General features: G+C 47.1%; 24 protein-coding genes and 3 pseudogenes. 19 read left to right on the forward strand and 8 right to left on the reverse strand.

Annotated elements, in window-relative coordinates; all coding sequences use genetic code 11:
* The first annotated feature begins 9 nt into the window (after positions 1-9).
* The 6 genes and pseudogenes from ACFO8Q_RS10595 to ACFO8Q_RS10620 all read left to right on the forward strand — a co-directional run bounded on the left by ACFO8Q_RS10595 (position 10) and on the right by ACFO8Q_RS10620 (position 5,381).
* Positions 10-1,161 (forward strand): thiolase family protein, encoded by a 1,152-nt coding sequence (locus ACFO8Q_RS10595; protein ID WP_380025746.1) that lies wholly within the window; start codon positions 10-12, stop codon positions 1,159-1,161.
* A gap of 30 nt (positions 1,162-1,191) precedes the next feature.
* Positions 1,192-1,962, forward strand: coding sequence for a 3-hydroxyacyl-CoA dehydrogenase (locus ACFO8Q_RS10600; protein WP_380025747.1), 771 nt, complete (start codon positions 1,192-1,194; stop codon positions 1,960-1,962).
* Between the two features lie 21 nt (positions 1,963-1,983).
* Positions 1,984-3,129 (forward strand): acyl-CoA dehydrogenase family protein, encoded by a 1,146-nt coding sequence (locus ACFO8Q_RS10605; protein WP_380025748.1) that lies wholly within the window; start codon positions 1,984-1,986, stop codon positions 3,127-3,129.
* 15 nt (positions 3,130-3,144) lie between these two features.
* Positions 3,145-4,344 (forward strand): CaiB/BaiF CoA transferase family protein, encoded by a 1,200-nt coding sequence (locus tag ACFO8Q_RS10610; RefSeq protein WP_380025749.1) that lies wholly within the window; start codon positions 3,145-3,147, stop codon positions 4,342-4,344.
* A pseudogene (locus ACFO8Q_RS10615) lies at positions 4,320-4,547 on the forward strand (AMP-binding protein); the annotation flags it as partial. The gene ACFO8Q_RS10610 and the pseudogene ACFO8Q_RS10615, both read left to right, overlap by 25 nt.
* 243 nt (positions 4,548-4,790) lie before the next feature.
* Positions 4,791-5,381 carry a lysophospholipid acyltransferase family protein gene (locus tag ACFO8Q_RS10620; protein WP_380025750.1) on the forward strand — a complete coding sequence of 197 codons (591 nt, stop codon included), beginning with the start codon at positions 4,791-4,793 and terminating at the stop codon, positions 5,379-5,381.
* 53 nt (positions 5,382-5,434) lie between these two features.
* Here the strand turns inward: ACFO8Q_RS10620 and ACFO8Q_RS10625 are convergent, their stop codons facing one another.
* From ACFO8Q_RS10625 to ACFO8Q_RS23935, 3 genes and pseudogenes are all read right to left on the reverse strand, one after another.
* The gene (locus ACFO8Q_RS10625; protein ID WP_465251884.1) at positions 5,435-5,626 is read right to left on the reverse strand and encodes a pirin-like C-terminal cupin domain-containing protein; all 192 of its coding nucleotides are present in this window, start codon (positions 5,624-5,626) and stop codon (positions 5,435-5,437) included.
* A 170-nt stretch (positions 5,627-5,796) separates the two neighbouring features.
* A complete protein-coding gene (locus ACFO8Q_RS23930) occupies positions 5,797-6,066 on the reverse strand; it encodes a zinc ribbon domain-containing protein (protein ID WP_465251886.1) in 270 nt (89 codons plus the stop codon).
* Positions 5,982-6,269: pseudogene (locus ACFO8Q_RS23935) on the reverse strand (IS200/IS605 family accessory protein TnpB-related protein); the annotation flags it as partial. The gene ACFO8Q_RS23930 and the pseudogene ACFO8Q_RS23935, both read right to left, overlap by 85 nt.
* Positions 6,270-6,543: 274 nt before the next feature.
* On the opposite strand from ACFO8Q_RS23935, the gene ACFO8Q_RS10635 reads away from it, so the two are divergent.
* On the forward strand, positions 6,544-8,733 hold the full coding sequence (locus ACFO8Q_RS10635; RefSeq protein WP_380025751.1) for a malate synthase G: 2,190 nt from the start codon (positions 6,544-6,546) through the stop codon (positions 8,731-8,733).
* A 99-nt stretch (positions 8,734-8,832) separates the two neighbouring features.
* Here ACFO8Q_RS10635 and ACFO8Q_RS23940 read toward each other — a convergent pair whose 3' ends face one another.
* The 3 genes from ACFO8Q_RS23940 to ACFO8Q_RS10645 all read right to left on the reverse strand — a co-directional run bounded on the left by ACFO8Q_RS23940 (position 8,833) and on the right by ACFO8Q_RS10645 (position 9,787).
* On the reverse strand, positions 8,833-8,988 hold the full coding sequence (locus tag ACFO8Q_RS23940) for a hypothetical protein (protein WP_465251887.1): 156 nt from the start codon (positions 8,986-8,988) through the stop codon (positions 8,833-8,835).
* A 98-nt stretch (positions 8,989-9,086) separates the two neighbouring features.
* Positions 9,087-9,347, reverse strand: a complete 261-nt coding sequence (locus ACFO8Q_RS23945) for a redoxin domain-containing protein (protein ID WP_465251885.1) — start codon at positions 9,345-9,347, stop codon at positions 9,087-9,089.
* 137 nt (positions 9,348-9,484) lie between these two features.
* The gene (locus tag ACFO8Q_RS10645; RefSeq protein ID WP_380025752.1) at positions 9,485-9,787 is read right to left on the reverse strand and encodes a hypothetical protein; all 303 of its coding nucleotides are present in this window, start codon (positions 9,785-9,787) and stop codon (positions 9,485-9,487) included.
* A 269-nt stretch (positions 9,788-10,056) separates the two neighbouring features.
* On the opposite strand from ACFO8Q_RS10645, the gene ACFO8Q_RS10650 reads away from it, so the two are divergent.
* The 3 genes from ACFO8Q_RS10650 (at position 10,057) to ACFO8Q_RS10660 (ending at position 12,072) form a co-directional block, all read left to right on the forward strand.
* Positions 10,057-10,698 carry a futalosine hydrolase gene (locus ACFO8Q_RS10650; protein WP_380025765.1) on the forward strand — a complete coding sequence of 214 codons (642 nt, stop codon included), beginning with the start codon at positions 10,057-10,059 and terminating at the stop codon, positions 10,696-10,698.
* Positions 10,695-11,534: a 1,4-dihydroxy-6-naphthoate synthase gene (locus tag ACFO8Q_RS10655; protein WP_380025753.1), complete on the forward strand. Its 840-nt coding sequence runs from the start codon at positions 10,695-10,697 to the stop codon at positions 11,532-11,534. Before ACFO8Q_RS10650 ends, ACFO8Q_RS10655 begins: the two co-directional genes overlap by 4 nt.
* Before the next feature lie 202 nt (positions 11,535-11,736).
* Positions 11,737-12,072, forward strand: a complete 336-nt coding sequence (locus tag ACFO8Q_RS10660; RefSeq protein WP_380025766.1) for an SDR family oxidoreductase — start codon at positions 11,737-11,739, stop codon at positions 12,070-12,072.
* Positions 12,073-12,197: 125 nt separating this feature from the next.
* On the opposite strand, the gene ACFO8Q_RS10665 is transcribed toward ACFO8Q_RS10660, so the two are convergent.
* The gene (locus ACFO8Q_RS10665; protein ID WP_380025754.1) at positions 12,198-13,247 is read right to left on the reverse strand and encodes a phosphotransferase family protein; all 1,050 of its coding nucleotides are present in this window, start codon (positions 13,245-13,247) and stop codon (positions 12,198-12,200) included.
* Between the two features lie 5 nt (positions 13,248-13,252).
* Positions 13,253-14,437: an acyl-CoA dehydrogenase family protein gene (locus ACFO8Q_RS10670; RefSeq protein ID WP_380025755.1), complete on the reverse strand. Its 1,185-nt coding sequence runs from the start codon at positions 14,435-14,437 to the stop codon at positions 13,253-13,255.
* Positions 14,438-14,642: 205 nt separating this feature from the next.
* Here ACFO8Q_RS10670 and ACFO8Q_RS10675 point away from each other — a divergent pair, with 205 nt between their 5' ends.
* The 9 genes and pseudogenes from ACFO8Q_RS10675 to ACFO8Q_RS10715 all read left to right on the forward strand — a co-directional run.
* Positions 14,643-16,022: a sigma-54 interaction domain-containing protein gene (locus tag ACFO8Q_RS10675; RefSeq protein ID WP_380025756.1), complete on the forward strand. Its 1,380-nt coding sequence runs from the start codon at positions 14,643-14,645 to the stop codon at positions 16,020-16,022.
* Positions 16,023-16,197: 175 nt separating this feature from the next.
* On the forward strand, positions 16,198-17,067 hold the full coding sequence (locus ACFO8Q_RS10680) for a branched-chain amino acid ABC transporter permease (protein WP_380025757.1): 870 nt from the start codon (positions 16,198-16,200) through the stop codon (positions 17,065-17,067).
* Between the two features lie 6 nt (positions 17,068-17,073).
* Entirely contained in the window at positions 17,074-18,084 is a 1,011-nt protein-coding gene (locus ACFO8Q_RS10685; RefSeq protein WP_380025758.1) for a branched-chain amino acid ABC transporter permease, read from the forward strand.
* Between the two features lie 11 nt (positions 18,085-18,095).
* Entirely contained in the window at positions 18,096-18,866 is a 771-nt protein-coding gene (locus ACFO8Q_RS10690) for an ABC transporter ATP-binding protein (protein ID WP_380025759.1), read from the forward strand.
* Entirely contained in the window at positions 18,853-19,569 is a 717-nt protein-coding gene (locus tag ACFO8Q_RS10695) for an ABC transporter ATP-binding protein (protein WP_380025760.1), read from the forward strand. Before ACFO8Q_RS10690 ends, ACFO8Q_RS10695 begins: the two co-directional genes overlap by 14 nt.
* A gap of 33 nt (positions 19,570-19,602) precedes the next feature.
* The gene (locus tag ACFO8Q_RS10700; protein ID WP_380025761.1) at positions 19,603-20,835 is read left to right on the forward strand and encodes an ABC transporter substrate-binding protein; all 1,233 of its coding nucleotides are present in this window, start codon (positions 19,603-19,605) and stop codon (positions 20,833-20,835) included.
* An 86-nt stretch (positions 20,836-20,921) separates the two neighbouring features.
* Positions 20,922-21,686, forward strand: a complete 765-nt coding sequence (locus tag ACFO8Q_RS10705) for an SDR family NAD(P)-dependent oxidoreductase (protein ID WP_380025767.1) — start codon at positions 20,922-20,924, stop codon at positions 21,684-21,686.
* A gap of 23 nt (positions 21,687-21,709) precedes the next feature.
* Positions 21,710-23,341: a class I adenylate-forming enzyme family protein gene (locus ACFO8Q_RS10710; protein ID WP_380025762.1), complete on the forward strand. Its 1,632-nt coding sequence runs from the start codon at positions 21,710-21,712 to the stop codon at positions 23,339-23,341.
* Between the two features lie 82 nt (positions 23,342-23,423).
* Positions 23,424-23,669 (forward strand): annotated as a pseudogene (locus ACFO8Q_RS10715) (IS110 family transposase); the annotation flags it as partial.

The raw sequence follows: 23,669 nt of genomic DNA on the forward strand, positions 1-23,669 counted from the left end.
AGGATCATGATGCGGGAAGTTGTGATTGTTGAAGCAGTGCGGACGGCCATCGGGCGTCGTGGCGGAGCGTTAAGCGGAGTTCGGCCTGATGACTTGGCTGCGGAAGTATTAAAGGAACTTGTAACAAGAGCTGGTATTACTCCAGAAATTGTTGAAGACGTAATTATGGGGTGTGTATCACAAGTAGGGGAACAAGCGGCTGACATTGCAAGAATTGCTGCTTTGCTTGCCGACTATCCCATTAAAGTGCCGGGCGTGACCATTGACCGTCAATGCGGGTCCAGTCAACAAGCGGTACATTTTGCGGCCCAGGCGATTCTGAGCGGAGATATGGACGTTGTTGTAGCCGCCGGTGTTGAGAGTATGTCTCGTGTCCCGATGTTCTCGAATTTGCAGGGTGCACAATGGAATGAAAAATTAACCGCCCGTTACGGGGTGTTCAACCAGGGTATATCGGCTGAGCGAATGGCGGATAAGTGGGGGTTGAGCCGGAGCCAATTGGATGAATTTTCATTGGAGAGTCATCATAAAGCGCTCAAAGCACAGGAAGAAGGAAGATTTGACCGGGAAATTATGCCCGTCGCGGTGACGCTGGCAGATGGGACAAAAAGCATCGTGAAACAGGATGAAGGACCAAGAAAGGAGACCACGATCGAAAAGCTGGCAGCGCTCAAGCCGTCGTTTCTTGATAATGGCAAAATTCATGCCGGAAATGCCAGCCAAATTAGCGATGGCGCCGCGGCTGTTCTTTTAATGTCTCGGGAGAAAGCTGAAGAATTGGGAATAAAACCGCGTTTTCGAGTGGTTGCCCGTTCGGTGATCGGGTCGGATCCCGCATTGATGCTTACCGGTCCTATTGCGGCAACCCATAAAGTGCTGCAAAAAGCCGGCTTGACAATTCATGATATGGATCTTTACGAAGTGAATGAAGCGTTTGCGCCCGTACCGCTTGCGTGGTTGGCGGAAACAGGGGCCTATCCCGCCAAACTCAACCCCAACGGTGGCGCAATTGCTCTCGGGCATCCGCTTGGTGCGAGCGGAGCACGTGTCATGGTTACGCTGCTTCATGAATTGGAGCGGACGGGTGGACGTTACGGGCTGCAAGCGATCTGTGAAGGTCATGGTATGGCGAATGCGACTATCATTGAACGTTTGGATTAAAAGATCTCTAACATCCGGGGAGGAAAGAAGATGAGAGTAAAAGATTGTGCAGCGGTTGTTACAGGAGGCAGCTCCGGACTGGGGGAAGCGACGGTAACAAGGATTGTAGAGAACGGAGGAAAAGCCGCGATTCTCGATTTGTCTGAAGAAAAGGGATTGGCCCTCGTAGAGAAATTGGGGAATGAACATGTCCTGTTTGTCAAAACGGATGTTACAAGTGAGTCTGACGTGCAACGGGCTTTAGAGCAGACCCTGGGAAGGTTTGGACAGATTCATGCGGCTGTCAATTGTGCCGGTATTGGAATTGCCCAAAAATTATTGAATAAAGACAAACCTCATGATTTATCGACTTTTACTAAGGTCATTCAAGTCAACCTTGTTGGAACATTCAATGTCATACGATTGGCGGCAGAGAAAATGATCGGAAACGCTCCCAATGAAAACGGTGAACGGGGTGTCATTATCAGTACGGCCTCTGTTGCGGCATTTGAAGGGCAAATCGGGCAGGTGGCTTACAGTGCCTCCAAGGGAGGAATTGTCGGGATGACACTACCCATTGCAAGGGAACTTGCAAGATATGGCATTCGCAACGTGACGATTGCACCCGGTTTGTTTGAAACACCGCTGTTTGCTTCTCTTCCTGAAGAGGCAAGGACCGCTCTTGGTGCCATGGTTCCGTTCCCGCCCCGTTTGGGACAGCCTGATGAATACGCGATGCTCGTGCAAAGCATTATCGAAAATCCAATGCTCAACGGAGACACCATTCGTCTGGACGGAGCCATTCGCATGCAGCCCAAATAAAGGGGAGAAGGGGGAAGAACTGTGAGCCATTTATATCTGCGTGACGAGCATCGGATGTTCCGCAACACACTACGCAAATTTCTCGAAAAAGAAGCGGTTCCTTATTATGACCAGTGGGAACAAGACCGTTTGATCCCGCGTTCCTTTTGGAGGAAAATGGGGGATCAGGGCTATCTGTGTCCGGATATTGAGGAAAAGTACGGCGGAGCGGGAGCGGATTGGGCTTACTCGGTAGTGATTAACGAGGAATTGGAGCGTGTAGGCTCCGGTTTGGTCGGAATCGGATTGCACAACGACATTGTGGTTCCCTATATAACGACATACGGAACAGAGGAGCAAAAGCAGCGGTGGCTTCCGGGCTGTGCGAGCGGTGATATCATTACCGCAATTGCGATGACCGAACCAGGTGCGGGATCCGATCTTGCAAATATCAGAACCACCGCCATCCGTAACGGGGATCACTATGTGTTGAACGGTCAAAAAACGTTCATCACAAACGGGATTCAATCCGATCTTGTGCTGGTGGCGTGCAAAACCGATCCGAAAGCTGTTCCTGCTCACAAAGGGATCAGTTTGATTCTGGTGGAGCGGGACACCCCCGGTTTCTCCCGTGGCCGCAAGCTGGATAAAATCGGGCTGCACAGTCAGGATACGGCCGAGTTGATATTTGAAGACTGCCTGGTTCCGGTCGACAATCTGCTCGGACAGGAAGGGAAAGGGTTCCTCCATCTGATGGAGAAACTGCAGCAGGAGCGCCTTGTGGTAGCAATTGCCGCCCAAGTCGCGGCGGAAGAAATGCTGAACATGACGATTGATTATGTAAAAAGCCGGGAAGCATTTGGGCAGCCGATCAGCAAGTTTCAAAACACCCAGTTCAAAATTGTGGAAATGGCAACCGAAATTGAAGTCGGTCGTGCGTTCCTTGATCAGCTGATCGCGGACCATATCGGGGGCAAAGATATTGTAACCAAGGTTTCGATGGCCAAATGGTGGACGACAGAGATGGCCAAACGGGTTGCCGCACAGTGTCTGCAGCTTCATGGCGGATACGGGTATATGGAGGAATATAAAATCGCCAGGCGCTATCGGGATATTCCTGTATCGGCCATTTATGCGGGCAGCAACGAAATCATGAAAGTGATTATCGCCAAAAACATGGGACTGTAGCAAAAGGAAGCGTACATGTCCAAATGGGGGATGGTTTACCTGATGCTGAACGGAATCCGCGTAGTCGACTTTTCACGTTATCTTCCCGGTCCATATGCGACTCAGCGTCTTGCCGACATGGGGGCCGAAGTCATAAAGGTAGAACCGCCCAAAACCGGTGATCCTGCCCGCTCGGTTGGAGACCATTTGAATGGGACGGGGTTGGTCTATCTTGCAAATAACCGCAACAAGAAAAGCGTTTCCATCAATTTGAAGGAACCTGCAGGTCGGGAGATCGCCTTTCAACTGGCCAGCAAGGCAGATGTGGTGATTGAAGGGTTTCGTCCTGGAGTTGCCGATGCATTGGGGATTGGGTATAAAAGCTTAAAACAGATTCGACCCAACCTGGTTTACTGTTCTTTAACAGGATATGGACAAACAGGTCCATTGCGTAATCTCGGCGGACATGATTTGAATTACATGGCGCTTAGCGGAGTTCTTTCCCAATTGAGAGATCAGGAGGGAAGACCTGTTCAGCCTGGGATTCAGTTTGCCGACTTGATTGGAGGAATTGCCGCTTGCGAGGCAATTTTGGCATCTCTTGTCAAAAAGCAGATGACAGGGGAAGGTTCTTATCTTGACATTTCGATTACTGACGCGATGATCGGTATGATGACCGGTCATGTGATGATTCAGCAGGTTACTGGAAAAGGAAGCGGCGTCCCTCAATTGGGTGGCAGCATCATTTCCTACTTCATCTATGAAACGAAAGACAACAGATTTGTGAGTCTGGGGGCACTAGAGAAAAAGTTTTGGGAGAACTTCTGCCGGGCGGTGGGGCGGGAAGATTGGATTGCTGATCACTTCAGTCCTGCTGCAGAAAACAATCAGACTTTTTTGGATATAAAAGCATTATTTAAAACCCGAACATTTGCCGAGTGGTCCCAGTTTTCGCTGGAGGTGGATTGCTGCATGGCTCCCGTGTTGGACACTGGAGAGATGATCCAACATCCGCATGTTTGTGAGAAGGAGCTTGTGTCAAACATCCAGAGTAATGAGTGGGGAACTATGTTCCAGACGGCAACTTCTGCCGGTGGATTTGGTGTGTGGCAACTGAAGTCGGTCGACACCGCTCCACCTCCCGTTCTGAGTCAGCACAATCGGGAGGTCTTTCAGGAAGTTTTGAACGCCTCACCGGAACAAGTCGAAGAATGGGAACGGAGAGGAATCATATGAAATTGTTCCCAAAGAAGGAGATTGTGTCATGCACTGTTTCAGGTGTCTTTCGGTATACCTATTCCGACTTTGCACGTCGGACACGCCGTTTGTCCAGTGCTTTGCAGTCGCTAGGGGTCCGGCGCGGTGATCGGGTCGCCACATTCGCTTGGAACCATCACCGTCACTTGGAGGCCTATTTTGGCATTCCGTGCATGGGGGCTGACATCAGTGGGCAAGTTCCTGAAGTGTGCCCTGAGGGAACAATTTAAGGGCCATTCTTAAAGATGATATAGACTCTGGTATGGGGAAGAGCGAGTTATGGGATGGACCGACTATTATTGGTACGTCCTTTTTTTCGTGCAGCAGCAGTGAACTTGATTCAAAAATGCGGTATTATGGAGCAGAGCCCAAACAGGTTAGCAGGCGGATGAATAAATGATAACTTCAAAAAAGGAGAAGATGAAGTGGTATATCGTATTATTCGAATTGTTGTAAAAATTTGGCTATCTTTACGCTTTAGGATCAAAGTAGAAGGTCTTAATCTTATACCGAATGATGGCTGCATACTTGCGATGAACCATCGCAGCTATTACGATTCCTTGTTGGTCGGCGTACACACTCCAAGAAAAATGTTCATAATGGCCAAGGAAGAACTCTTTAATAATAAGATTGTCTCCTGGGTCATTAGACAGATGGGGGCATTTCCTGTAAAGAGGAACAGTGCGGACATCAAATCGTTAAAACATTCTCTGAAATTAATTGACGAAGGAAATATTTTCTCGATCTTCATTGAGGGTACACGCTCCAAGTCTGAAGAAATGCTGGATCCAAAGAAAGGAATTGGATTTCTTGTCGCCAAGAGCAAATCACCGGTTGTGCCCGTACTCATACAAGGAGTGACTGGAGGGTGGTTCTCGAAAGTAACTGTGCGTTTTGGAGCACCCATTGATTTTAACGGGGAGGAATACGATGAAATTGCAAAGAAAGTTGCCAATGCAATAAAGAGCCTTGCTATCAAAAATCAGCTTGGCACAACTAGGTCAATGGGTCCATAAAAAAAATGCCAAGTAATAAAGTCAAATCCATTTTGTTGGATTTCACTTTATTACTACTCATCGAACTTCCCGGCTTGATAATCCGCAATCGCTTGCCGGATTTCTTCTTGCGTATTCATTACAAACGGTCCATACGCTATAACAGGTTCATTTACAGGTTCACCTGCAAATAGAGAACGCGGAGTTTTTCTTTGGCGGTGAGGGAGATTTCGCTCTGTGACTCCGCATCTGCTGAGTATGAACACTCCCCCGCCTTCACTTCGTTTAGAGGCTGGGGTTTCTGATCTACGCTTTACCGTGCCTTAGCGACCGTCCGTTAGGACAGTCTTACTCTTTCGAGTATAAGTACACAGGATCGCAAAATCAGCAACATGCCTTTCGGCATGGGTCGTGCCAGACCTTCTACTACTTTCGTTTACACTACTCGTAGATACTTCATCTGAACCTTGTCCACAATTAGTTGTATGTTCCCATACAACGACTTCGCCAGAATATTGCTTGCCCCGTGAATATCCCGATGCTGTTGATAGCCGCATTTGCACTTGTACACTCTTCCAGACACTTTTTCCGTCTGCTGCAAACAGGACATGTTTGCGTTGTGTACGATTCGTCCACTTGTTGTACCTGGATTCCTCTTGCCTGCAACTTGTACGTCAAATACTCCTGCAGCTTTCCAAACTGCCATTGCGATAATTTTTGCGTTGCCTGGCGCGGAAGTTTCCTCCGATTCTTTTTCTTTTTGGCTGAAGTATTGCGTTGTACGCCTTCTACATTGCCTACCAGCACGTATTTAACTTGCTGTTCTTCACACCAATCCGCATACTTTTTACTTGTTTTGTGAAGGATGTCTTTGATCTGCGCCTCGCTCTTTGACAGGATATATTCCATCGCCCGCTTGTACTTCTTCCATGTGCTTCCATAAACGTTCTTTTCGCAGGATCTCCTTCTGCTTCGAACCGATCAGGTCATAGTGGGGGAACGGGGAGCGATTATGAATGATTATAACAGCAATGGTATTATGAAACATTTCTTGAAACCCGGAAAATTGATATATAATAGACTGCCGATATCAATTCATGTATTATAATAGAAGAAGTTGCTCGTCACGTTTCGATCATGACTTGTGCCTGGTTGTCGGTATAATTTAGGGAGGAGAGATACAATGAAAGACTATGTAAAAGTAGGTAATCTGCAAGTTGCTCCAGTTCTTTATCAGTTTATAAATTCAGAAGTCATTCCTGGAAGCGGATTGACCAGTGAGCAGTTCTGGTCTGATTTTGATACCTTGGTACACGATTTGGCACCAAAGAACAAAGCATTATTAGCCAAGCGAGATGAAATTCAAAGGAAAATAAATGATTGGCATGAAGAAAACAGAGAAAATTTCGAATTTGAAAAGTATAAAGCGTTCCTGCAAGAGATTGGTTATCTCGAACCGGAAGCAGAAGATTTTCAGATTACTACTCAAGGGGTAGATGATGAAATTGCACTGCAAGCGGGACCCCAGCTAGTGGTTCCAGTCAATAATGCCCGTTATGCTCTTAATGCTGTTAATGCCCGCTGGGGAAGCCTTTATGACGCTCTGTACGGAACAGATGCGATCAGTGAGGAAGGAGGAGCTGAGCGTAAAGGTGCTTACAATCCGGTTCGTGGTGACAAAGTAATTGCATTTGCGAAAGACTTTCTGGATCAAGCGGCACCATTGGCAGAATCCTCCCACCGAGAAGCTGTACAGTATTCGATCATAAACGGTCAATTGTCCGTTTCCCTTGGCAATGGAGAAACGACTGGCTTGCAGGATGGTTCCAAGCTTGCGGGATATCAAGGACAACCAGAAAACCCTTCTGCTATCTTACTCAAAAATAATGGGTTACACTTTGAAATCCAGATAGATTGCGATCATCCGGTCGGCAAAACGGATGGAGCAGGTGTGAAAGATATCCTTATGGAAGCAGCGCTAACGACCATCATGGATTGTGAGGACTCTGTTGCTGCTGTCGATGCTGAAGATAAGGTCCAGGTGTACAGAAACTGGTTAGGTCTGATGAAGGGGAATTTGTCTGCTACTTTCGCCAAAGGCAGTAAATCCTTAACTCGGACCATGAATCCTGATCGTACGTACAACTCACCAACTGGAGAAGAATTCAGCTTACGTGGGCGTTCCCTGATGTTTGTCCGTAACGTGGGTCACTTGATGACGATAAATGCAATTCTAGATAAGGACGGTCAAGAGATACCGGAAGGGATTATGGATGGGGCCATTACTAGCCTGATTGCTAAGCATGATCTTTTAAGAAATAGCCAATATCAAAATTCATCTAAGGGATCAATTTATATTGTGAAGCCGAAAATGCATGGATCCGAAGAAGTGGCTTTTGCCAATGAATTATTTGATCGAGTTGAAGACATGCTCGGTCTAGAACGCCATACACTGAAAATCGGTGTGATGGATGAAGAACGTCGTACTTCCTTGAACTTAAAAAATTGTATTCGTCAAGTCAAGGATCGAATTGTGTTCATTAATACTGGTTTCTTGGATCGAACGGGGGACGAAATCCATACGTCTATGGAAGCAGGGCCGATGATTCGTAAAAATGACATGAAGTCATCAAAATGGTTACAAAGCTATGAAAAGTCGAATGTAAACATTGGACTGGTTTGCGGTTTGCAAGGTCGCGCTCAGATTGGTAAAGGTATGTGGGCAATGCCGGACCTCATGAGAGAAATGTTGAAGCAAAAAGTTGCCCATCTACAAGCAGGTGGCAACACAGCATGGGTGCCTTCACCAACTGCGGCTACATTGCACGCCCTTCATTATCATCAGATTGATGTAAAGGAAGTTCAAAACAAATTAAAAGAATCCATTAGTGACTTACGAGATGACATTTTAACCATTCCGGTCGCTGCCAACCCGCAATGGACCCCTGAGGAAATTCAGCAGGAACTGGATAACAATGCGCAAGGTATTCTAGGCTATGTGGTTCGCTGGGTGGAGCAAGGAATCGGTTGTTCCAAAGTTCCAGATATTAACAACGTAGGACTTATGGAAGACCGTGCTACCCTGCGTATTTCCAGTCAACACGTGGCAAACTGGCTGCACCATGGAATTTGTACAAAGGAACAGGTACTAGAGACTATGAAACGCATGGCCAAAGTGGTAGATGAGCAAAACGCTGGAGACCCAGCCTACCGTCCTATGGCTGAGGACTTTGATAACTCTGTGGCATTCCAGGCTGCTTGTGAACTCGTTTTCAAGGGATATGAGCAACCAAGCGGTTACACCGAGCCAATTTTGCACCGCCGTCGTATAGAATTTAAGTCTAAGGTAGCTAAGGTCGCTGCGGAAGCATAACGAATTCAAAAATCGAAGATAAGCCACTCCAGTTGGGAGTGGCTTTATTGTTGGAACAAAAGCAGGCTTCCGTTTGGCGAGCCTTGTTAGTTCAGCTATTTATTGTTTCTTGTAGCGTAAATACCAAGTTTTGTATTCGTATCCTTTTGCTTTCGCTTCTTCCTCTGATTCGATCAAATCCTGAGAAGCAGGAGTGGGAACGACAAGAGGGTCGCCTGGCTGCCAATTCGCTGGAGTCGACATCTTTTGAAACATCGGTTGTTTGGAGTGAATCAATGACCCGGAGAATTTCCAATATGTTTCGTCCTGCACTCATCGGATAGTAAATCATCGCACGTAACACACCTTCTGTGTCAATAATGAAAACTGATCGTACAGCGGCTGTTGAAGATGCTCCCGGATGGCTGAACATTCCGCTTTACAAATTCATCGTAGTTTTCAGCGAAACTGCCGAATTCAGTTGTGCAAACCGGTGTAAAGTCAGCCGGATGCGAAAAGAGTACAACATATTTTCCACGGTAGTCACTCAACTTGATGTAACCCTGTGTAGTAAGTGCCGAAAATTCCGGCGCTGGTTCGTTAAGCAGCGGCAATGTGGTTGCAGTTTGTTCCATTGATCGATTTCCTCCTCGAGTTTGGGATCAAATCAAGGATACTCAACATCACCACTTATTTCTGTAAGCGAACTCTCAAATGGAAGCGAAGTGAAGAACAGCTCTGTACGTCGATTCAGCAATAGTACAGATTAAAGCTAAAGAAGTCGAAATCGTTCCAAGTGGTGCCATAATCGTTCCTTTTGCAGGATCTCCTTTTGCTTCGAACCGATTAGGTCATAGTGCGGGAACGGGGATCGGTTATGAATGTATCTTGGGTTTAATCCATTCTCCACACACCATTTTGACAAGCGTTTGATGTCCGCGCATCCTACTTTAGTTACGGTATTAACTCCCGGGAAACGCGGATCTAACCAAAAGTGTGTTAAAAAAGCGATCTCTCCTTTTTTGACCGCATTTTTCCATTGAGTTAATTCTTCCCTCGTGATTCCAAATGCCATCTCGATACTTCATCCTTAACTTTGTATTTTTTAATGATTATACAGCATTGATACACGGGATCTAAGAGATGTACGTTCCTGCTAAATAGGATGCATCCTTCCCTTGGGCATTAAGCAACCCTCTTTACACGGAGGTAAGATCAAGATAACTTTGAGTAAGGGTGTAAAAAGTCTATGATGGATAAACAATAAAGGGGTTTTTTAAAGTGAGCTTCGATTTGAACGCGGAACCGTCTGGTGATTCAAACTCCACTCAGCAAGAACCGGGAATGCGAGTACTTGTGGTGACCTCTGTGTCTGCCGAGAGGGATGCAGTATTGCGTGGGCTTCATGGTTCCAGCAGATTTGAGGTGTTGGTGGCTGGGGTCGGACCAGCAGCGGCCGCAGCCAGCACAGCGACGGCGTTGGCAACTGCAAAGTACGGATTGGTAGTGAGTGCTGGAATCGGCGGCGGTTTTCCGGGTCGAGCTGAAGTAGGCTCTCTAGTGGTAGCAAACGAGATCGTCGCCGCCGACCTGGGAGCCCAGACGCCGGATGGTTTCTGTAGCCTGGACGAGCTGGGGTTCGGCTCAACCCGTGTTCCAGTTGATCCTCGTCTGGTGACCCGAGTTACGGGAGGGCTGCAAGCAGCCGGACTCCCAGTAACTGCTGGACCGGTGCTCAGTGTATCAACGGTGACGGGTACCGCAACCACCGCACTAGAACTGACCTCACGAGTGCCAGGGGCGACCGCAGAGGCGATGGAGGGTTATGGCGTAGCTACTGCAGCTCGTCATCACGGCGTTCCAATTCTGGAAATCCGAGCTATCTCGAATCCGGTCGGTCCACGTGACCGCGCCTCATGGCGTATTAAAGAGGCTTTAAACGTGCTGGAAGCAGCGAGCTCAATATTTCCGGAGGTGTTACTATGAGGATTGGATTCTCTCCATGCCCCAACGACACTTTTGTTTTCCATGCCTGGGTGCACGACCTGCTGCCTGGCACGCCTAAACTTGACGTGACGTATGCGGACATCGACATCACCAATAGTTTGGCAGCCAGCCCCAATGGGCCGGAAGTACTCAAGATTTCGTATGCGGCTCTACCGTGGGTGCTGTCCGAGTACGCGCTGCTTCCATGCGGAGGAGCATTGGGCAGAGGCTGTGGGCCACTGATACTAACGAAAAACAGTGAGGTCGTGCCCAATGATCCAGCGGCACTTGCAGGCCGACGGGTCGCGGTACCTAGTGAGCGATCAACCGCCTACCTGCTCTTTCGGCTGTGGGCAGCCCAGAACGTGCCAGGGGGAGTGGGTGAGATTATTATTATGCCATTTCACGAAATCATGCCGGCAGTGCGTGATGGCATGGTCGATGCCGGGCTGGTGATCCATGAAGCACGCTTCACATACCCCTCGTATGGGCTGCGTCTCCTGACTGACTTAGGCAGTTGGTGGGAAGCCGACACGAACCTGCCAATTCCGTTGGGGGCAATTATCGCCCATCGGTCACTGGATCTGGAAGCTATCGCCGGCTGGATTCGCGCGTCGGTCGAATACGCGTGGGCAAACCCGGAGATGTCGCGGGAGTACGTGCTGCGCCACGCTCAAGAGTTGGACCCTGAAGTGGCTCAAGCACACATCGACCTTTACGTGAACGAGTTCACTGCGAATTTGGGCGAGGAAGGGTATGCGGCGGTAACAGCCTTACTCAGCCGAGCGGCACAAGAAGGACTTGTACCGAGAGTAGACCTGGCGGCCCTCCGCTGACACGACCTACCAGGAATCAGTCATTGGCAGAGAACGACTTGAATGATTTTCAAGATTACGAGACAGTAAGGAATCAAACAGCAAGTTATTTTTGTTGTCCCGCAAATAATTGTGCGGGATTTTTTCTGTTTATTTTCGATCAAGGGAATCAGACTCAAATGAATAGGTGGTAGGATACAGAACCTTTTTGTCGAAGCCTTTTATGTATGGTGTATTGGCGGTGACCGCTTCTCTAGCTTACTGTGCCAGCAAGGGAGGAGTCAGCATGCTGACGAAAGTGTTGGCTGTGGAATGGGCCCAATACGGAGCCCATGTCAACGCGATTGCTCCTGCTTATATCGAGACGCCGCTAGTAAAAGCCATTAAAGATACCCGTGAAGAGTTTGGCGAGAAAGTAGCTGCCCGTACTCCTCTGGGCCGGATGGGGCAATCGGATGAACTGGTGGGGGCAGCGGTCTTCTTGGTATCGAATGCGTCCAGCTATATGACCGGAGAAACGATTTTTGTCGATGGCGGATGGACAGTTGTAGGTTTATAAAAAAGGGGCAAGCATCTGGTTTGGTGCTGTGCTGGGGCAGATTTTGGTTCGATTGTCGCAAATCGAAAAATGAACATTGGCCATAAAATAACCCGGATCCTCAACAAGGGATTCGGGTTTTTCTTCTAGAGCAATTCTTTGTTTTGGGCCCGGAGAGCTTGGTGCATCAGATTGTTGACTCCTTCAGCAAGTTTCGAAAAACGGTCATCCTTGGCTTCTCCCTTTTTCCAACGATAGTAGATTTGCTGGAGAATTACGCCAATTTTATAAAAGGCAAATGTCAAATAGTAATCGATATTCGACAGATCCAGACCGCTCTTTTCCGCATAAAGATGAGCAAATTCCCGGCGCGTGATAAATCCGGGGTTCACGGTGATAGAAGTCAATCCTGTTTCACATTCACCCGGTTCAGTCCAATAGGCCAAGCTGCTGCCCAAATCCGTGAGAGGATCGCCGATCGTACACATTTCCCAATCAAACACGGCAACTGCCTGTCTTGGATCATGAGGAGAAATCATCATATTATTGAGTTTGAAATCGTTATGGACGATCGTTGGGGCAGGGGAATTCGGAATATGATCGATCAACCATTTCTCTATTTCCTTCACCACTGCGATATCATCCGTCTGGGCGTTATGGTATCTCTTGATCCAGCCGTCAACCTGTCTTTCCAGATACCCGTCAGGTTTCCCGATGTCCGTTAAACCTGCTTCCTTGTAATCAATGCTGTGCAGCGTTGCTAATGTATCTACAACGGTCTCCGACACGAGACGGGCATATTTCTCATTTTCTTGATATCCAGGAGGGAGTTGATCATCCAACACAATGCCGTTCTTTTTTTCCATAATATAAAAATGCTTATCTGTAATCGACGGGTCTTCACAATAAAGATAGGGCTTTGGCGCTAATGGAAAGACCGGATGGATCTTTTGCAGAATCTTGAATTCGCGCTCCATATCATGAGCTTTAGGCGGAATCTGGCCGAAAGGAGGGCGTCTGAAGACGGCATTCCAGTCTCCGATTTTGATCAAATAAGTGAGATTCGAATATCCGGCGGAAAACTGTTCAACCTCCATGGGAGCGTGGGGGAGACCAGAAATACGGGATCGAATATGGAGATCAATTAAATCCCACTTAATTTCCATGGATTGTTGGAGAAGATTGCTGCGATTCAAGCTGATTACCTCCCCGCGTGGAATGCTTTAAGAACCTGCTTGGCTACAACCATCCGGTGGACTTCATCCGCCCCGTCATAGATTCGTGCGGATCTCGCCTCGCGATAAAACCCTTCCAAAGGAGTATCAGCTGTAATTCCCAGCGCTCCATGGACCTGTATGGCCCGGTCGATGACGTCATGAAGAACTCTTGCCCCAAAAAACTTGATAATGGAGATTTCCTTGCGGGCTTCATCTCCTTGGTCCATCTTCCATGCGGCATGAAGTGTCAAGAGGCGGGCCGCTTCAATCTCCGCAGCTGAATCGGCGATGAAGTTTTGAATACTTTGAAACTCGGACAATGGTTTGCCGCGGGTTACCCGTTCGGTAGAGTAGTCTACCATGAGATCAAAGCTGCGCTTTGCAACACCGATCCACCGCATGGCATGCGTAATCCGTCCGGGTCCCAACCTCAGTTGAGCCAGCTTAAAACCTTCCCCGCGATTGCCCAATATGTTCCCCTTGGGGATCCGGCAGTTGGTGTACCGAACTTCGCAATGTCCTCCGGCATAGTGGTCCCCCATAACCGGAATTTCCCTGACAATTTCAAATCCGGGATTGTCCGCATCGACAATGAACAAGCTGAACCTTTCGTGGGGAGGAGCTTCCGGATCGGTCATTGCCATGACAATGGAAAAGGAGGCCCCGATTGCACTTGTTGTAAACCATTTATGAGCGTTAATCACCCATTCGTCTCCGTCTAACTCTGCCCCCGCATGGAGCATGGTAGGATCTGAGCCGGAGACTTCCGGTTCCGTCATGGCAAAGCAGGAACGTACATCTGCGTTCACTAAGGGGAGCAAATATTTCTTCTTTTGTTCATCTGTTCCGGCATGCCATAGAATTTCCGAATTTCCCGCGTCGGGAGCCATCGAACCAAAAATATACGGGCCAATCGGGCTTCTGCCGATAATTTCGGAAAGCAAACCGAGCGAAACGAATCCCATTCCCATCCCGCCGACTTCTTTTGGCATATGGCCGGCCCATAATCCTGAGTCTTTGACCCGATGCTGCAGAGGCTTGAGAATTTTTTCCGGCAATCCCCGGTGGGGCACCATATGCTTCTCGTTGGGATACACATATTCTTCCATGAAAGCTGTTGCCTTTTCTATCATTTCTTGCTGCTCCGGTGTCGGGCTAAAATCGAACATCCATATCACTCCTCTTAGAAACCATATTCAAAAACTCTTTACTAGAGCAAGATTTATGCCAACGGAGCAGAGCAGTACTATATGGATCAAAGATACTCGGTGATTCCAAACGGAATCATTTGATTGAAAAAGTTATCGATTTTGAATTATTATTATATACAGAATAGAAAGTATACTTATGTGACTATAAAAGGCGGTGGCAGTATTGACCGATTATCAAGAACTCCTTCAATTGAATCTGCTCTTACAATCGATCTTTCAATCCAGTTACGATGGGATATATGTCGCTGATGCACAAGCAAACGGAATTATGGTAAATGAAGCTTATACACGGATCACCGGAGTGACGGCAGAAGAACTCATAGGGAAAAATTTGCGTGACATCGTTAAGGAAGGAATTATAAATGAATCCGTCACTTTTAAAGTATTGGAGAAAAAAAGACCGATAACCATTGTTCAAAAAGTCCGGGAAAAGGAAGTATTAGTTACAGGAAACCCGATCTATGATGAGCACGGAGAAATTACATACGTGGTAACCAATGTCCGGGATATTTCCGAACTCAATCGGCTCAAGCTCGAACTGCAGCAGTCGAAAGCGTTGACACGCAAATATTTGAATGAAATTCAGGATTTTAAACTGAAAGAAAGCATGCAGTTGCTGATGGACGGGGTTGTCGCTCACAGTAAGGAAATCATTAATGTTCTCCATCTGGTTCAAAAAGTTGCAAAAGTAGATTCTTCGGTGTTGATTTTAGGAGAATCAGGAGTAGGTAAAGAAGTAATCGTCAAAATGATTCATAAGGCAAGTGACCGTGGGAACTTTCCTCTAATTAAAGTAAATTGTGCGGCGATTCCCCATCCTTTGCTGGAATCCGAGCTTTTTGGTTATGAAAAGGGGGCTTTTACGGGCGCGGATAGCCGCGGCAAGCCCGGATTGTTTGAACGGGGGAATGGAGGAACGATTTTCTTGGATGAAATCGGGGATATGCCGTTGGATTTACAGGTCAAATTGTTGAGAGTGCTGCAGGAGTTTGAGATTACAAGAGTCGGCGGAAGAGAAAGCATTAAAGTGGATGTCCGGGTTATTTCCGCTACGCACAAGCAACTCGACAAACTGGTTGAGAAAGGTGAGTTCCGGCACGACCTTTATTATCGCCTAAATATCGTTCCGATCAAAATTCCTCCGCTTCGTGAACGAAAGGCGGACATTGCACCTTTGGCTTATTTCTTCTTAAATAAGACCAATGAGAGATACGGGTTCAATAAAAAGTTTCATCCGGAAGTCATTTCCTTTATGGAGCATTATGAGTGGCCTGGGAATATAAGAGAAATGGAAAATTTGATTGAAAGGCTTGTCGTTACCGTCGATCAAGACGAGATTCAAATCCATGACTTGCCCTTGAGCCTTACAAGTCAAGGCCCGCAGATGACTGAAAGTTCATTGAAGGAATTGATAGAAGAAGTGGAGCGGAAAACGATCGAACAAAAGCTCGCTGAGCATAGAACGACCCGGAAAACTGCAAGGGTGTTGGGAATCAGCCAGTCGGCTTTAGTGAAAAAGATGCAGAGATTAGGCATCAAATGAAAGCGATTCCATTCTTCATCGTTGATTCCGAAAAGAATCGATTGAGGGGTTACCAAAGGAGAAGAAAGTTCTCTGTTTGGTAATCCCTCTCTTGTTTTTGTTTGAATTTTCAGTTGGCACGTGAATTGCATTGTTGTGTGTGACAAAAACATTGATAGGTGAAAGGGGTGAATTTATGCTGACCCAACAAATTGTAAGCGGATTGGCGGCAGGAAGCTTGTACGCCTTGGCAGCATTAGGGTTAGTACTGATTTATAAAACGTCGGATCTCGTCAATTTTGCCCAAGGCGAGATGGCCATGATTTCCACATTTTTTGGATTTACTGTTATGCATTCCTTGGGGTTTGGATACTGGATCTCTTTCCTTGCCGCTTTGGTATTCGCCGCTCTGTTTGGCATGCTGGTGGAAAATATATTTATGCGGCCTGTGCAAAAGGCGCCGGTACTTAGCCAAATCATTCTAACTTTAGGACTCTATATGGCGTTTCGTGGGATTGCCGGCATGATTTGGGGATATGAACCGACCAGTTATCCGGTGGCGGTAGAAGGAGAACCCATTGAGGTTGGCAGCATAGTGGTTACACCCAACCAAATTTTCATCTTTGCTTTGACTTTGGTACTCATGTTCCTGTTTTTCTGTCTTTTCAGGTTTACTTTGACCGGCTTGGCCATGAGGGCAGCAGCTCAAAATCTGCGTACAGCCGAACTGATGGGGATTCGTGTCGGGGCCATTTTTTCGCTGACCTGGGCAATCAGCGCCGTGTTGGGGGGGATTGCAGGGATCTTAATCGCTCCCACCACCTTTCTTGATCCGAACATGATGGGAGAGGTTGCAATCAAGGCATTCGCGGCGGCAGTTCTCGGCGGATTTGCCAGTTTGCCGGGCGCAGTCATCGGCGGTTTGTCTATTGGACTGTTTGAAAATCTGGTGGCGGGATATGTCTCTGCAGAATTGAAAACAGCCTTTGTTTTCTTCCTGATTATCTTCATCTTGTATGTCAAGCCAACGGGACTGCTCGGTATCAAACAAGTAAAGAAGGTGTAAAGGCACATGGGATTGCTCAAACGCTTGAAATTAAGTTATTTCTTTATTTTGCTAATGTTTTTGTACCCTCTTTTCGTGGGCGGGGTGAACTACTTCCTGTATTCAGGGAGTTTAATCCTGATCTACATCATTATCGCCATGAGCTTAAATCTTCTGCTCGGATACGGCGGGCAAATTTCCATTGGCCACGCTTCGTTTCTCGCCATAGGCGCCTATAGCTCGGCGATTTTGACCTTATCATTCGGATTGCCTTTTGTACTCGCTTTGCCTTTATCGGGATTGTTCACAGCTTTGGTTGGATTTATCGTTGGATTGCCCGCGGTTAAATTAAGCGGCCACTTTCTGGCTGTTGCCACTTTGGGATTTGGAGTAGCCATTCCGGAACTGCTGTTGAAGTGGGATTCCGTCACAGGGGGATTTTCCGGACTGTTCCCGGAGAAGCCGGTGATTTTAGGGTATGCCTTTGATACGGACATGAAGATGTATTTCCTTCTGTTGGTGGCCGTATTGCTCATCACTTGGCTGATGAAGAATTTGATTCACAGCAGAATCGGACGCGCTTTCGTCGCTATCAGGGAAAGCGAAATTGCAGCGACAGCCATGGGAATCAATGTCCCTCTGTACAAAGCGCTTATGTTCAGCCTCAGTGCCTTCTACACAGGATTAGCCGGGAGCCTTTACGCTCACTTTGTGAGTTTTATAAGCCCTCATGATTTTAACATCAGTATTTCTTTCATTGCCTTAGCCATGGTTGTAGTGGGAGGATTCGCTTCCATCCCCGGGTCTTACATCGGCGCTATTTTGCTGACAATGATTCCTCAGCTCACTGAACATATTCCGGGTTTATCGTTAGTTTTAACAGGGGTGGCGTTAGTGGCTGTCATCCTCTTCCTGCCGAACGGTTTAGTAACAATTCATTCCAAATGGCGTGAGAAGAAAGGGGGTTATTCGGACGAGCGCCTTGACTCAAACTTTCATGGAACTGTCCAAAAGAAGGCAGTAGGCTCAGAAAAGTAGGGGGTGAAAAGATGTTTTTCGAAATGAAAGCGGTTACAGTTCAGTTTGGCGGATTGACTGCCGTCAATAATCTCGATCTTTCCGTGGAGGATAAGCAGATTTTCAGCTTGATCGGACCCAACGGAGCCGGTAAAACCACCGTCTTAAATACAATTTCCCGCTTTTATCAACCGATACGGGGACAGATTGTCTTCGAGGGAAAAAACATCTTGGCTTTAAAGCCGCATCAGGTAATACGAGCAGGGATTGCCCGAAGTTTTCAGAATGTGGAACTGTTTGCGAATATGACGGTTCTGGATAATCTTCGGACGGGGCTTCATCCCTTGCTTAAAAGCGGGGTATTCAGCAGCAGTTTACGCCTGCCCGGTTTTGTGAAAGAAGAGAAGGAGGTCTTAAAAAAAGCGGAGGAGATACTGGAAGTTCTTGAAATTAGGGATATTGCACAGGAAGTGGTGAAAAACCTTCCTTTTGGCCTGCAGAAAATGGTGGATATCGCGAGAGCTCTTATGGTAAAGCCCAAGCTGCTCCTGTTGGATGAACCGGTCGCAGGAATGAATCCGGCAGAAACGGAACGGTTGGGGGAATTTTTCCGCAAACTTCGTGATGAATGGGGCGTTACGGTATTTATGATTGAACACGATATGTCGTTAGTGATGGAAATTTCCGACCGCATTGCGGTATTGGATTTTGGCATGAAGATTGCGGAGGGGCTGCCTACTGAAATTCAGACGCATCCGGCAGTCATCGAAGCGTACCTGGGAGAGAGGGATGAAAGTGCTTAAATTGACAAATATCTCCGCGCGCTATGGGAGCATCGAAGCTTTGCGGAATATTGATCTACAAATCCCTGATGGCTCGATTGTCACTCTGTTGGGATCGAATGGGGCCGGAAAATCTACAGTATTAAAAGTCATTTCAGGAGTCGTCAAACCGGCAAACGGAAACATTCATTACAAAGGAGAGGATGTAACGGGACAAACTCCCGACCAAATCGTCAGAAGACGGATCATTCAATGTCCGGAGAATCGGCAGGTGTTCCCGCAATTGACGGTATTGGAGAACTTGCGCATCGGTTCGTATGCGCGAAAGGATCGGAATCAAGTGAAAACGGACCTGGAACAAGTGCTCGCGCTGTTTCCCCGGCTGAAGGAAAGACTCTCTCAATACGCCGGGACCTTAAGTGGGGGAGAACAGCAAATGCTGGCGATCGGCAGAGCGCTGATGGGATCACCCAAAGTTTTGCTCCTGGATGAGCCTTCGTTGGGGTTAGCGCCAATTATTGTGAGAGAAATTTTTGAAATTATTAAAAATGTCAATCAAATCGGGACTTCGATTTTACTGGTCGAACAAAACGCCAATTTGGCTTTGTCCATCGCGGACCATGCGTATGTGCTTGAGAACGGCCGGATAGCCTTGTCCGGAAAGGCCAGTGACCTGAAGAAAGATGAACGTGTCAGAGAGTTGTATTTAGGAGTCAAATCCTGAACATAAAAAATCAAAAACTTGGGGGTAACAAGTATGCTGAAGTTGAACAAAAAAGGCTTATTGTTCATGGGGAGCCTCGTTCTAAGCGCAAGTCTAATCCTCTCCGGTTGCGGAGGGGGAAATTCAAGCTCACCGGCATCGCAACAAAAAGCCGGCAAGCAGGCACAGGGAGTTACCGACAAGGAAATCTTAATCGGAAACTGGGCCACTCAGTCGGGATCGGCCGCCTTATACGGGGCGATTGCGAAGGGAATTGACGCTTACTTTCAATATGTCAACGATCAAGGGGGCGTCAATGGCAGGAAGCTGAAGCTGGTTACTTACGACGAAGAATACCAACCGTCCAGAGCCGTCGCCATTGCGAAAAAATTAATTGAAGAGGACAAGGTATTTGCCATTGTAGGAAATGACTGTACATCCTGCAATAAGGCTGCCTTGCCTCAGTTTAAGAAATCCGGCATTCCGGTTGTAGGGGTTTCAAGCGGTTCAGACATTTTCGTTAATCCGGTAATTCCCAATATCTACGGCCTTTTAACCAACTATGGCATCGAAGCCCGGATTTTCGTGAATTATGCGGTCGATGAATTAAAAGGTAAAAGAATTGGTATTTTCTATCAAAATGATGACTTTGGAAAAAGCGGATATGAAGCTGCTGTGGATGAATTAAAGAAAAAAGGAATGCAACCGGTTGCGGAAGTTTCCTATAATTCGACGGACGTCGATTTCAGTTCGCCTGCTTTGAAAATGAAGGAAGCAAATCCCGATGTCATTCTTTCCTTCTCCATTACCAAACCAACCGCAGCATATAAGAAGGAATTAAGCAAGGTAGGTGTCAATGTACCGTTTATCGTGACGAGTGTAGCAGGCGCTGACAACAACATGTTCAACTTGGCGGGAGATTCCTGGAAAAATGTGTACAGCTCCAGTTGGGTAGCGATGGTCGGTTCCGGCGATCCGAAAGTGAACAAGTATGTAGAGGCTTTGAAGAAGTATGGCAAGGACTTGAACCCAAGCGGGCCTGCACAGTGGGGATGGGCGGAAGCCGAGGTGCTGGTTGAGGCCATACGCCGCTGCGGAAACGACTTGACTTGGGAAAACCTTAATAAGCAGTTGGAAACGTTTAAAGATTGGAACGAAGGTCTCGCCTTCAACGTCTCCTATGGACCGGACAATCATTATGGAACCACTTCCGTTGTCATGATTAAAGACCAAAACGGCAAGATGGCTCCAGCATCCGATGTCATTAAGTACAAAGCAGGCAAATAATTCGACTTCACGGACTTCGGCGGATGTTGGTTTTAAACATCCGCCTGGTTCTTCGAAAGGGAAGGAAGCGGTTAGGCATGTTGGATATGAAGATTCCAAGCTTTGATTTAACAGGCAAAATAGCCCTTGTAACCGGCGGCAGCAAGGGAATAGGTTTTGGTATGGCTAATGCGCTCGCTAATTACGGGGCAACGGTGGTGATCACCAGCCGGGGAACAGAAGAAGGACGTTTAGCCGAGGAACGGTTAAGAGCAGCCGGCTTTCAAGCTTGCTATATTCCCACGGATGTCACGAAAAAAGCAGAAGTGAAAGAATTGGTAGCTAAGGTTGTCGAATATTTTGGATCCATTGACATTCTGGTGAACAATGCCGGGATGAATATTCGAAAACGGCTGGTTGAAGTGGAAGAAAGCGATTGGGATAAGGTGCTAAATGTAAACCTCAAAGGAATTTTTCTTGTCGGTCAGGCCGTTGCCCGCCAAATGATGCGGCAAGGACGAGGCAGGATTATCAATATTTCATCCATTTTAGGTTCCGTTGGCATGCCATTTCAAACTTCCTATGCAGCCAGTAAAGGAGGCATTAATCAATTAACCAAAGTTTGGGCGGGGGAACTAGCCCCTTACAACATTACGGTTAATGCGATCGCACCCGGTTATATCAAAACTCCGATGACGGAAGGCTGGCTGAGCGATCCGGAACGATACAGGAATATTGTGAATTCCATCATGCAAAAAAGGGTCGGTGAGTTGTCCGATTTGGCGGGTCCCATCGTTTTCTTAGCTTCAGATTCTTCTGCTTATATTACGGGACAAGTGCTATACGTTGACGGCGGCTGGACCGGGCGATAACAACAGAGGTCGGGTGGGAATGAATGAAGATTGTCACTGAAAAACATTTTAACCGGACAGTAAAGGTATACGAAGACAGGCCGAAAAATCTTACGGAAATGCTTAGGCAGACGGTAAACGATTTTTCTGAAAAAGAAGCATTGGTTGCCTCGAGCGAACGTCTGACTTATCGGCAGCTCTGGGATAATGCCGAATTCACGGCAGGAAATCTGCATTATTCCTACGAAATCCAAAAGGGGGACCGGGTTGCGATTCTGGTAGGAAATAAGATTGAATTTGCCCTTCTTGTATTTGCCTGCGCAAGGATTGGAGCTATTGCCGTTACCTTGAACACGCGCCTGCAAGAAATGGAGCTTTCTTACATGCTGAACCATTCAGGGGCGAAGGTGTTGATCGTAGACCACGAGTTCATAGACAAGGTAGAAAAAATGAGACACCAAGGCTCTCTCGGCGAGATTCAACATTTCTTCGTGATCGGACGTGCGGAATCAGGCCGCAAAGATTATCTGCCGTTTGAACTTCTATTGCAAAAAACGGTCCCTCCGAATATCAACGTCGATGAAGATGATCCGTTATTCATTATGTATACTTCGGGTACCACAGGAAAACCCAAAGGTGCTATTGGTTGCCACTTGGGTGTGATTCACAGCGTAATGAATTATGAACACGTTTTGAAGACCAACAGTCGCACCAGGACAGTTATTGCCGTTCCCTTGTTTCACGTCACCGGCATGATTGGCCAGCTTCTTCATATGGTGAGAGTCGGCGGCACATCAGTGATTATGGGGAGATTCAAAACGGGTGACTACATCCGCCTAATTTCTGAGGAAAACATTACATTTCTGTTTAATGTCCCGACCATTTATGTCATGATGATGTCTCACCCGGATTTTACTAAACATAGTTACCATTCTGTCAATTGTATTGTATACGGCGGCTCTTCAATGTCGGAAGAAACGATTTCTTGCTTGCAAAAGGCGTTTCCGGGAACATCTCTGCATAATGCCTATGGTGCTACGGAAACATCCTCACCGACGACGATCTTGCCCCAGGATTGTCCGGAAAGCAAAATCCAATCGGTGGGAAGGGCGGTTCCGGTCGCCGAGGTGAAAGTGGTTGATGAGGGAGGGAACCCATGCAGATCGGGGGAAGTCGGACAGCTTCTGATAAAAGGACCGATGGTCATTGAAGGGTATTGGAACAACGAGGAAGCGAACAGGAAGTCCTTTGTCGACGGTTACTGGTGTTCAGGGGATTTAGCGAAAATCGATGAAGAAGGTTATGTATATATCATGGATCGTATGAAAGACATGATTAACCGCGGCGGAGAAAAAATCTATTCCGTGGAGGTAGAAAACGTTTTATACAACCATCCGAAAATTTTGGAAGCTGCCGTTGTCGGTATTCCGGATGGCGTATTTGGCGAAGCAGTTAAAGCCTTTGTAATTCCGAAAGAAGATGCGGTGATCACGGAAGAAGAGGTGCAGCAATTTGTTCGGGAAAGATTGGCAGATTACAAGGTACCGGCTTCCATAGAATTTATTTCGGAACTTCCCCGAAATCCTGGCGGAAAAGTCATTAAAGGGAAATTAAAAGAGAAGTCGAATATGGCTTCTTCAAATAAAGGGAGCCATTCCTGTAATGAATTAATTTGAGGTTTGAATAAAAAGAGCGCCTCCTGTATGCTGGGTCTCGAATGCATCACATTCACTGCCCTTATTAAGGAGGACGCTCAAGATGAAGTATAAGCACAAACAGAAGCAAAATCAACGGATTCAAAAAATTACCGAATCGACTCTGGTTGTCGGGGCCGACATCGCGAAGCAAACACACGTCGCTCGCGCAGTCGATTTCAGAGGGATTGAACTTGGTAAAGAATGTGTCTTTCAAAACCATCGCCAAGGATTGACAAGTTAGTAGCGTGGATGAAGGAATTGCAACGGGTTCATGCCAAGACAACCATTGTGTTTGGCATTGAACCGA

Source organism: Effusibacillus consociatus (assembly GCF_042652925.1).
In the GTDB taxonomy this organism is placed as follows: Bacteria; Bacillota; Bacilli; order Tumebacillales; family Effusibacillaceae; genus Effusibacillus; species Effusibacillus consociatus.

Coding starts and splice junctions, on each gene's coding strand:
- ACFO8Q_RS10710 (WP_380025762.1), top strand. CDS start 21,710: ATGAAGATTGTCACTGAAAAACATTTTAACCGGACAGTAAAGGTATAC.
- ACFO8Q_RS10695 (WP_380025760.1), top strand. CDS start 18,853: ATGAAAGTGCTTAAATTGACAAATATCTCCGCGCGCTATGGGAGCATC.
- ACFO8Q_RS10700 (WP_380025761.1), top strand. CDS start 19,603: ATGCTGAAGTTGAACAAAAAAGGCTTATTGTTCATGGGGAGCCTCGTT.
- ACFO8Q_RS10670 (WP_380025755.1), bottom strand. CDS start 14,437: ATGTTCGATTTTAGCCCGACACCGGAGCAGCAAGAAATGATAGAAAAG.
- ACFO8Q_RS10635 (WP_380025751.1), top strand. CDS start 6,544: ATGAAAGACTATGTAAAAGTAGGTAATCTGCAAGTTGCTCCAGTTCTT.
- ACFO8Q_RS10645 (WP_380025752.1), bottom strand. CDS start 9,787: ATGGCATTTGGAATCACGAGGGAAGAATTAACTCAATGGAAAAATGCG.
- ACFO8Q_RS10610 (WP_380025749.1), top strand. CDS start 3,145: ATGTCCAAATGGGGGATGGTTTACCTGATGCTGAACGGAATCCGCGTA.
- ACFO8Q_RS10600 (WP_380025747.1), top strand. CDS start 1,192: ATGAGAGTAAAAGATTGTGCAGCGGTTGTTACAGGAGGCAGCTCCGGA.
- ACFO8Q_RS10650 (WP_380025765.1), top strand. CDS start 10,057: ATGCGAGTACTTGTGGTGACCTCTGTGTCTGCCGAGAGGGATGCAGTA.
- ACFO8Q_RS10685 (WP_380025758.1), top strand. CDS start 17,074: ATGGGATTGCTCAAACGCTTGAAATTAAGTTATTTCTTTATTTTGCTA.
- ACFO8Q_RS23940 (WP_465251887.1), bottom strand. CDS start 8,988: ATGTTTCAAAAGATGTCGACTCCAGCGAATTGGCAGCCAGGCGACCCT.
- ACFO8Q_RS23930 (WP_465251886.1), bottom strand. CDS start 6,066: ATGGCAGTTTGGAAAGCTGCAGGAGTATTTGACGTACAAGTTGCAGGC.
- ACFO8Q_RS10705 (WP_380025767.1), top strand. CDS start 20,922: ATGAAGATTCCAAGCTTTGATTTAACAGGCAAAATAGCCCTTGTAACC.
- ACFO8Q_RS10595 (WP_380025746.1), top strand. CDS start 10: ATGCGGGAAGTTGTGATTGTTGAAGCAGTGCGGACGGCCATCGGGCGT.
- ACFO8Q_RS10660 (WP_380025766.1), top strand. CDS start 11,737: ATGTATGGTGTATTGGCGGTGACCGCTTCTCTAGCTTACTGTGCCAGC.
- ACFO8Q_RS10680 (WP_380025757.1), top strand. CDS start 16,198: ATGCTGACCCAACAAATTGTAAGCGGATTGGCGGCAGGAAGCTTGTAC.
- ACFO8Q_RS10655 (WP_380025753.1), top strand. CDS start 10,695: ATGAGGATTGGATTCTCTCCATGCCCCAACGACACTTTTGTTTTCCAT.
- ACFO8Q_RS10690 (WP_380025759.1), top strand. CDS start 18,096: ATGTTTTTCGAAATGAAAGCGGTTACAGTTCAGTTTGGCGGATTGACT.
- ACFO8Q_RS23945 (WP_465251885.1), bottom strand. CDS start 9,347: ATGGAACAAACTGCAACCACATTGCCGCTGCTTAACGAACCAGCGCCG.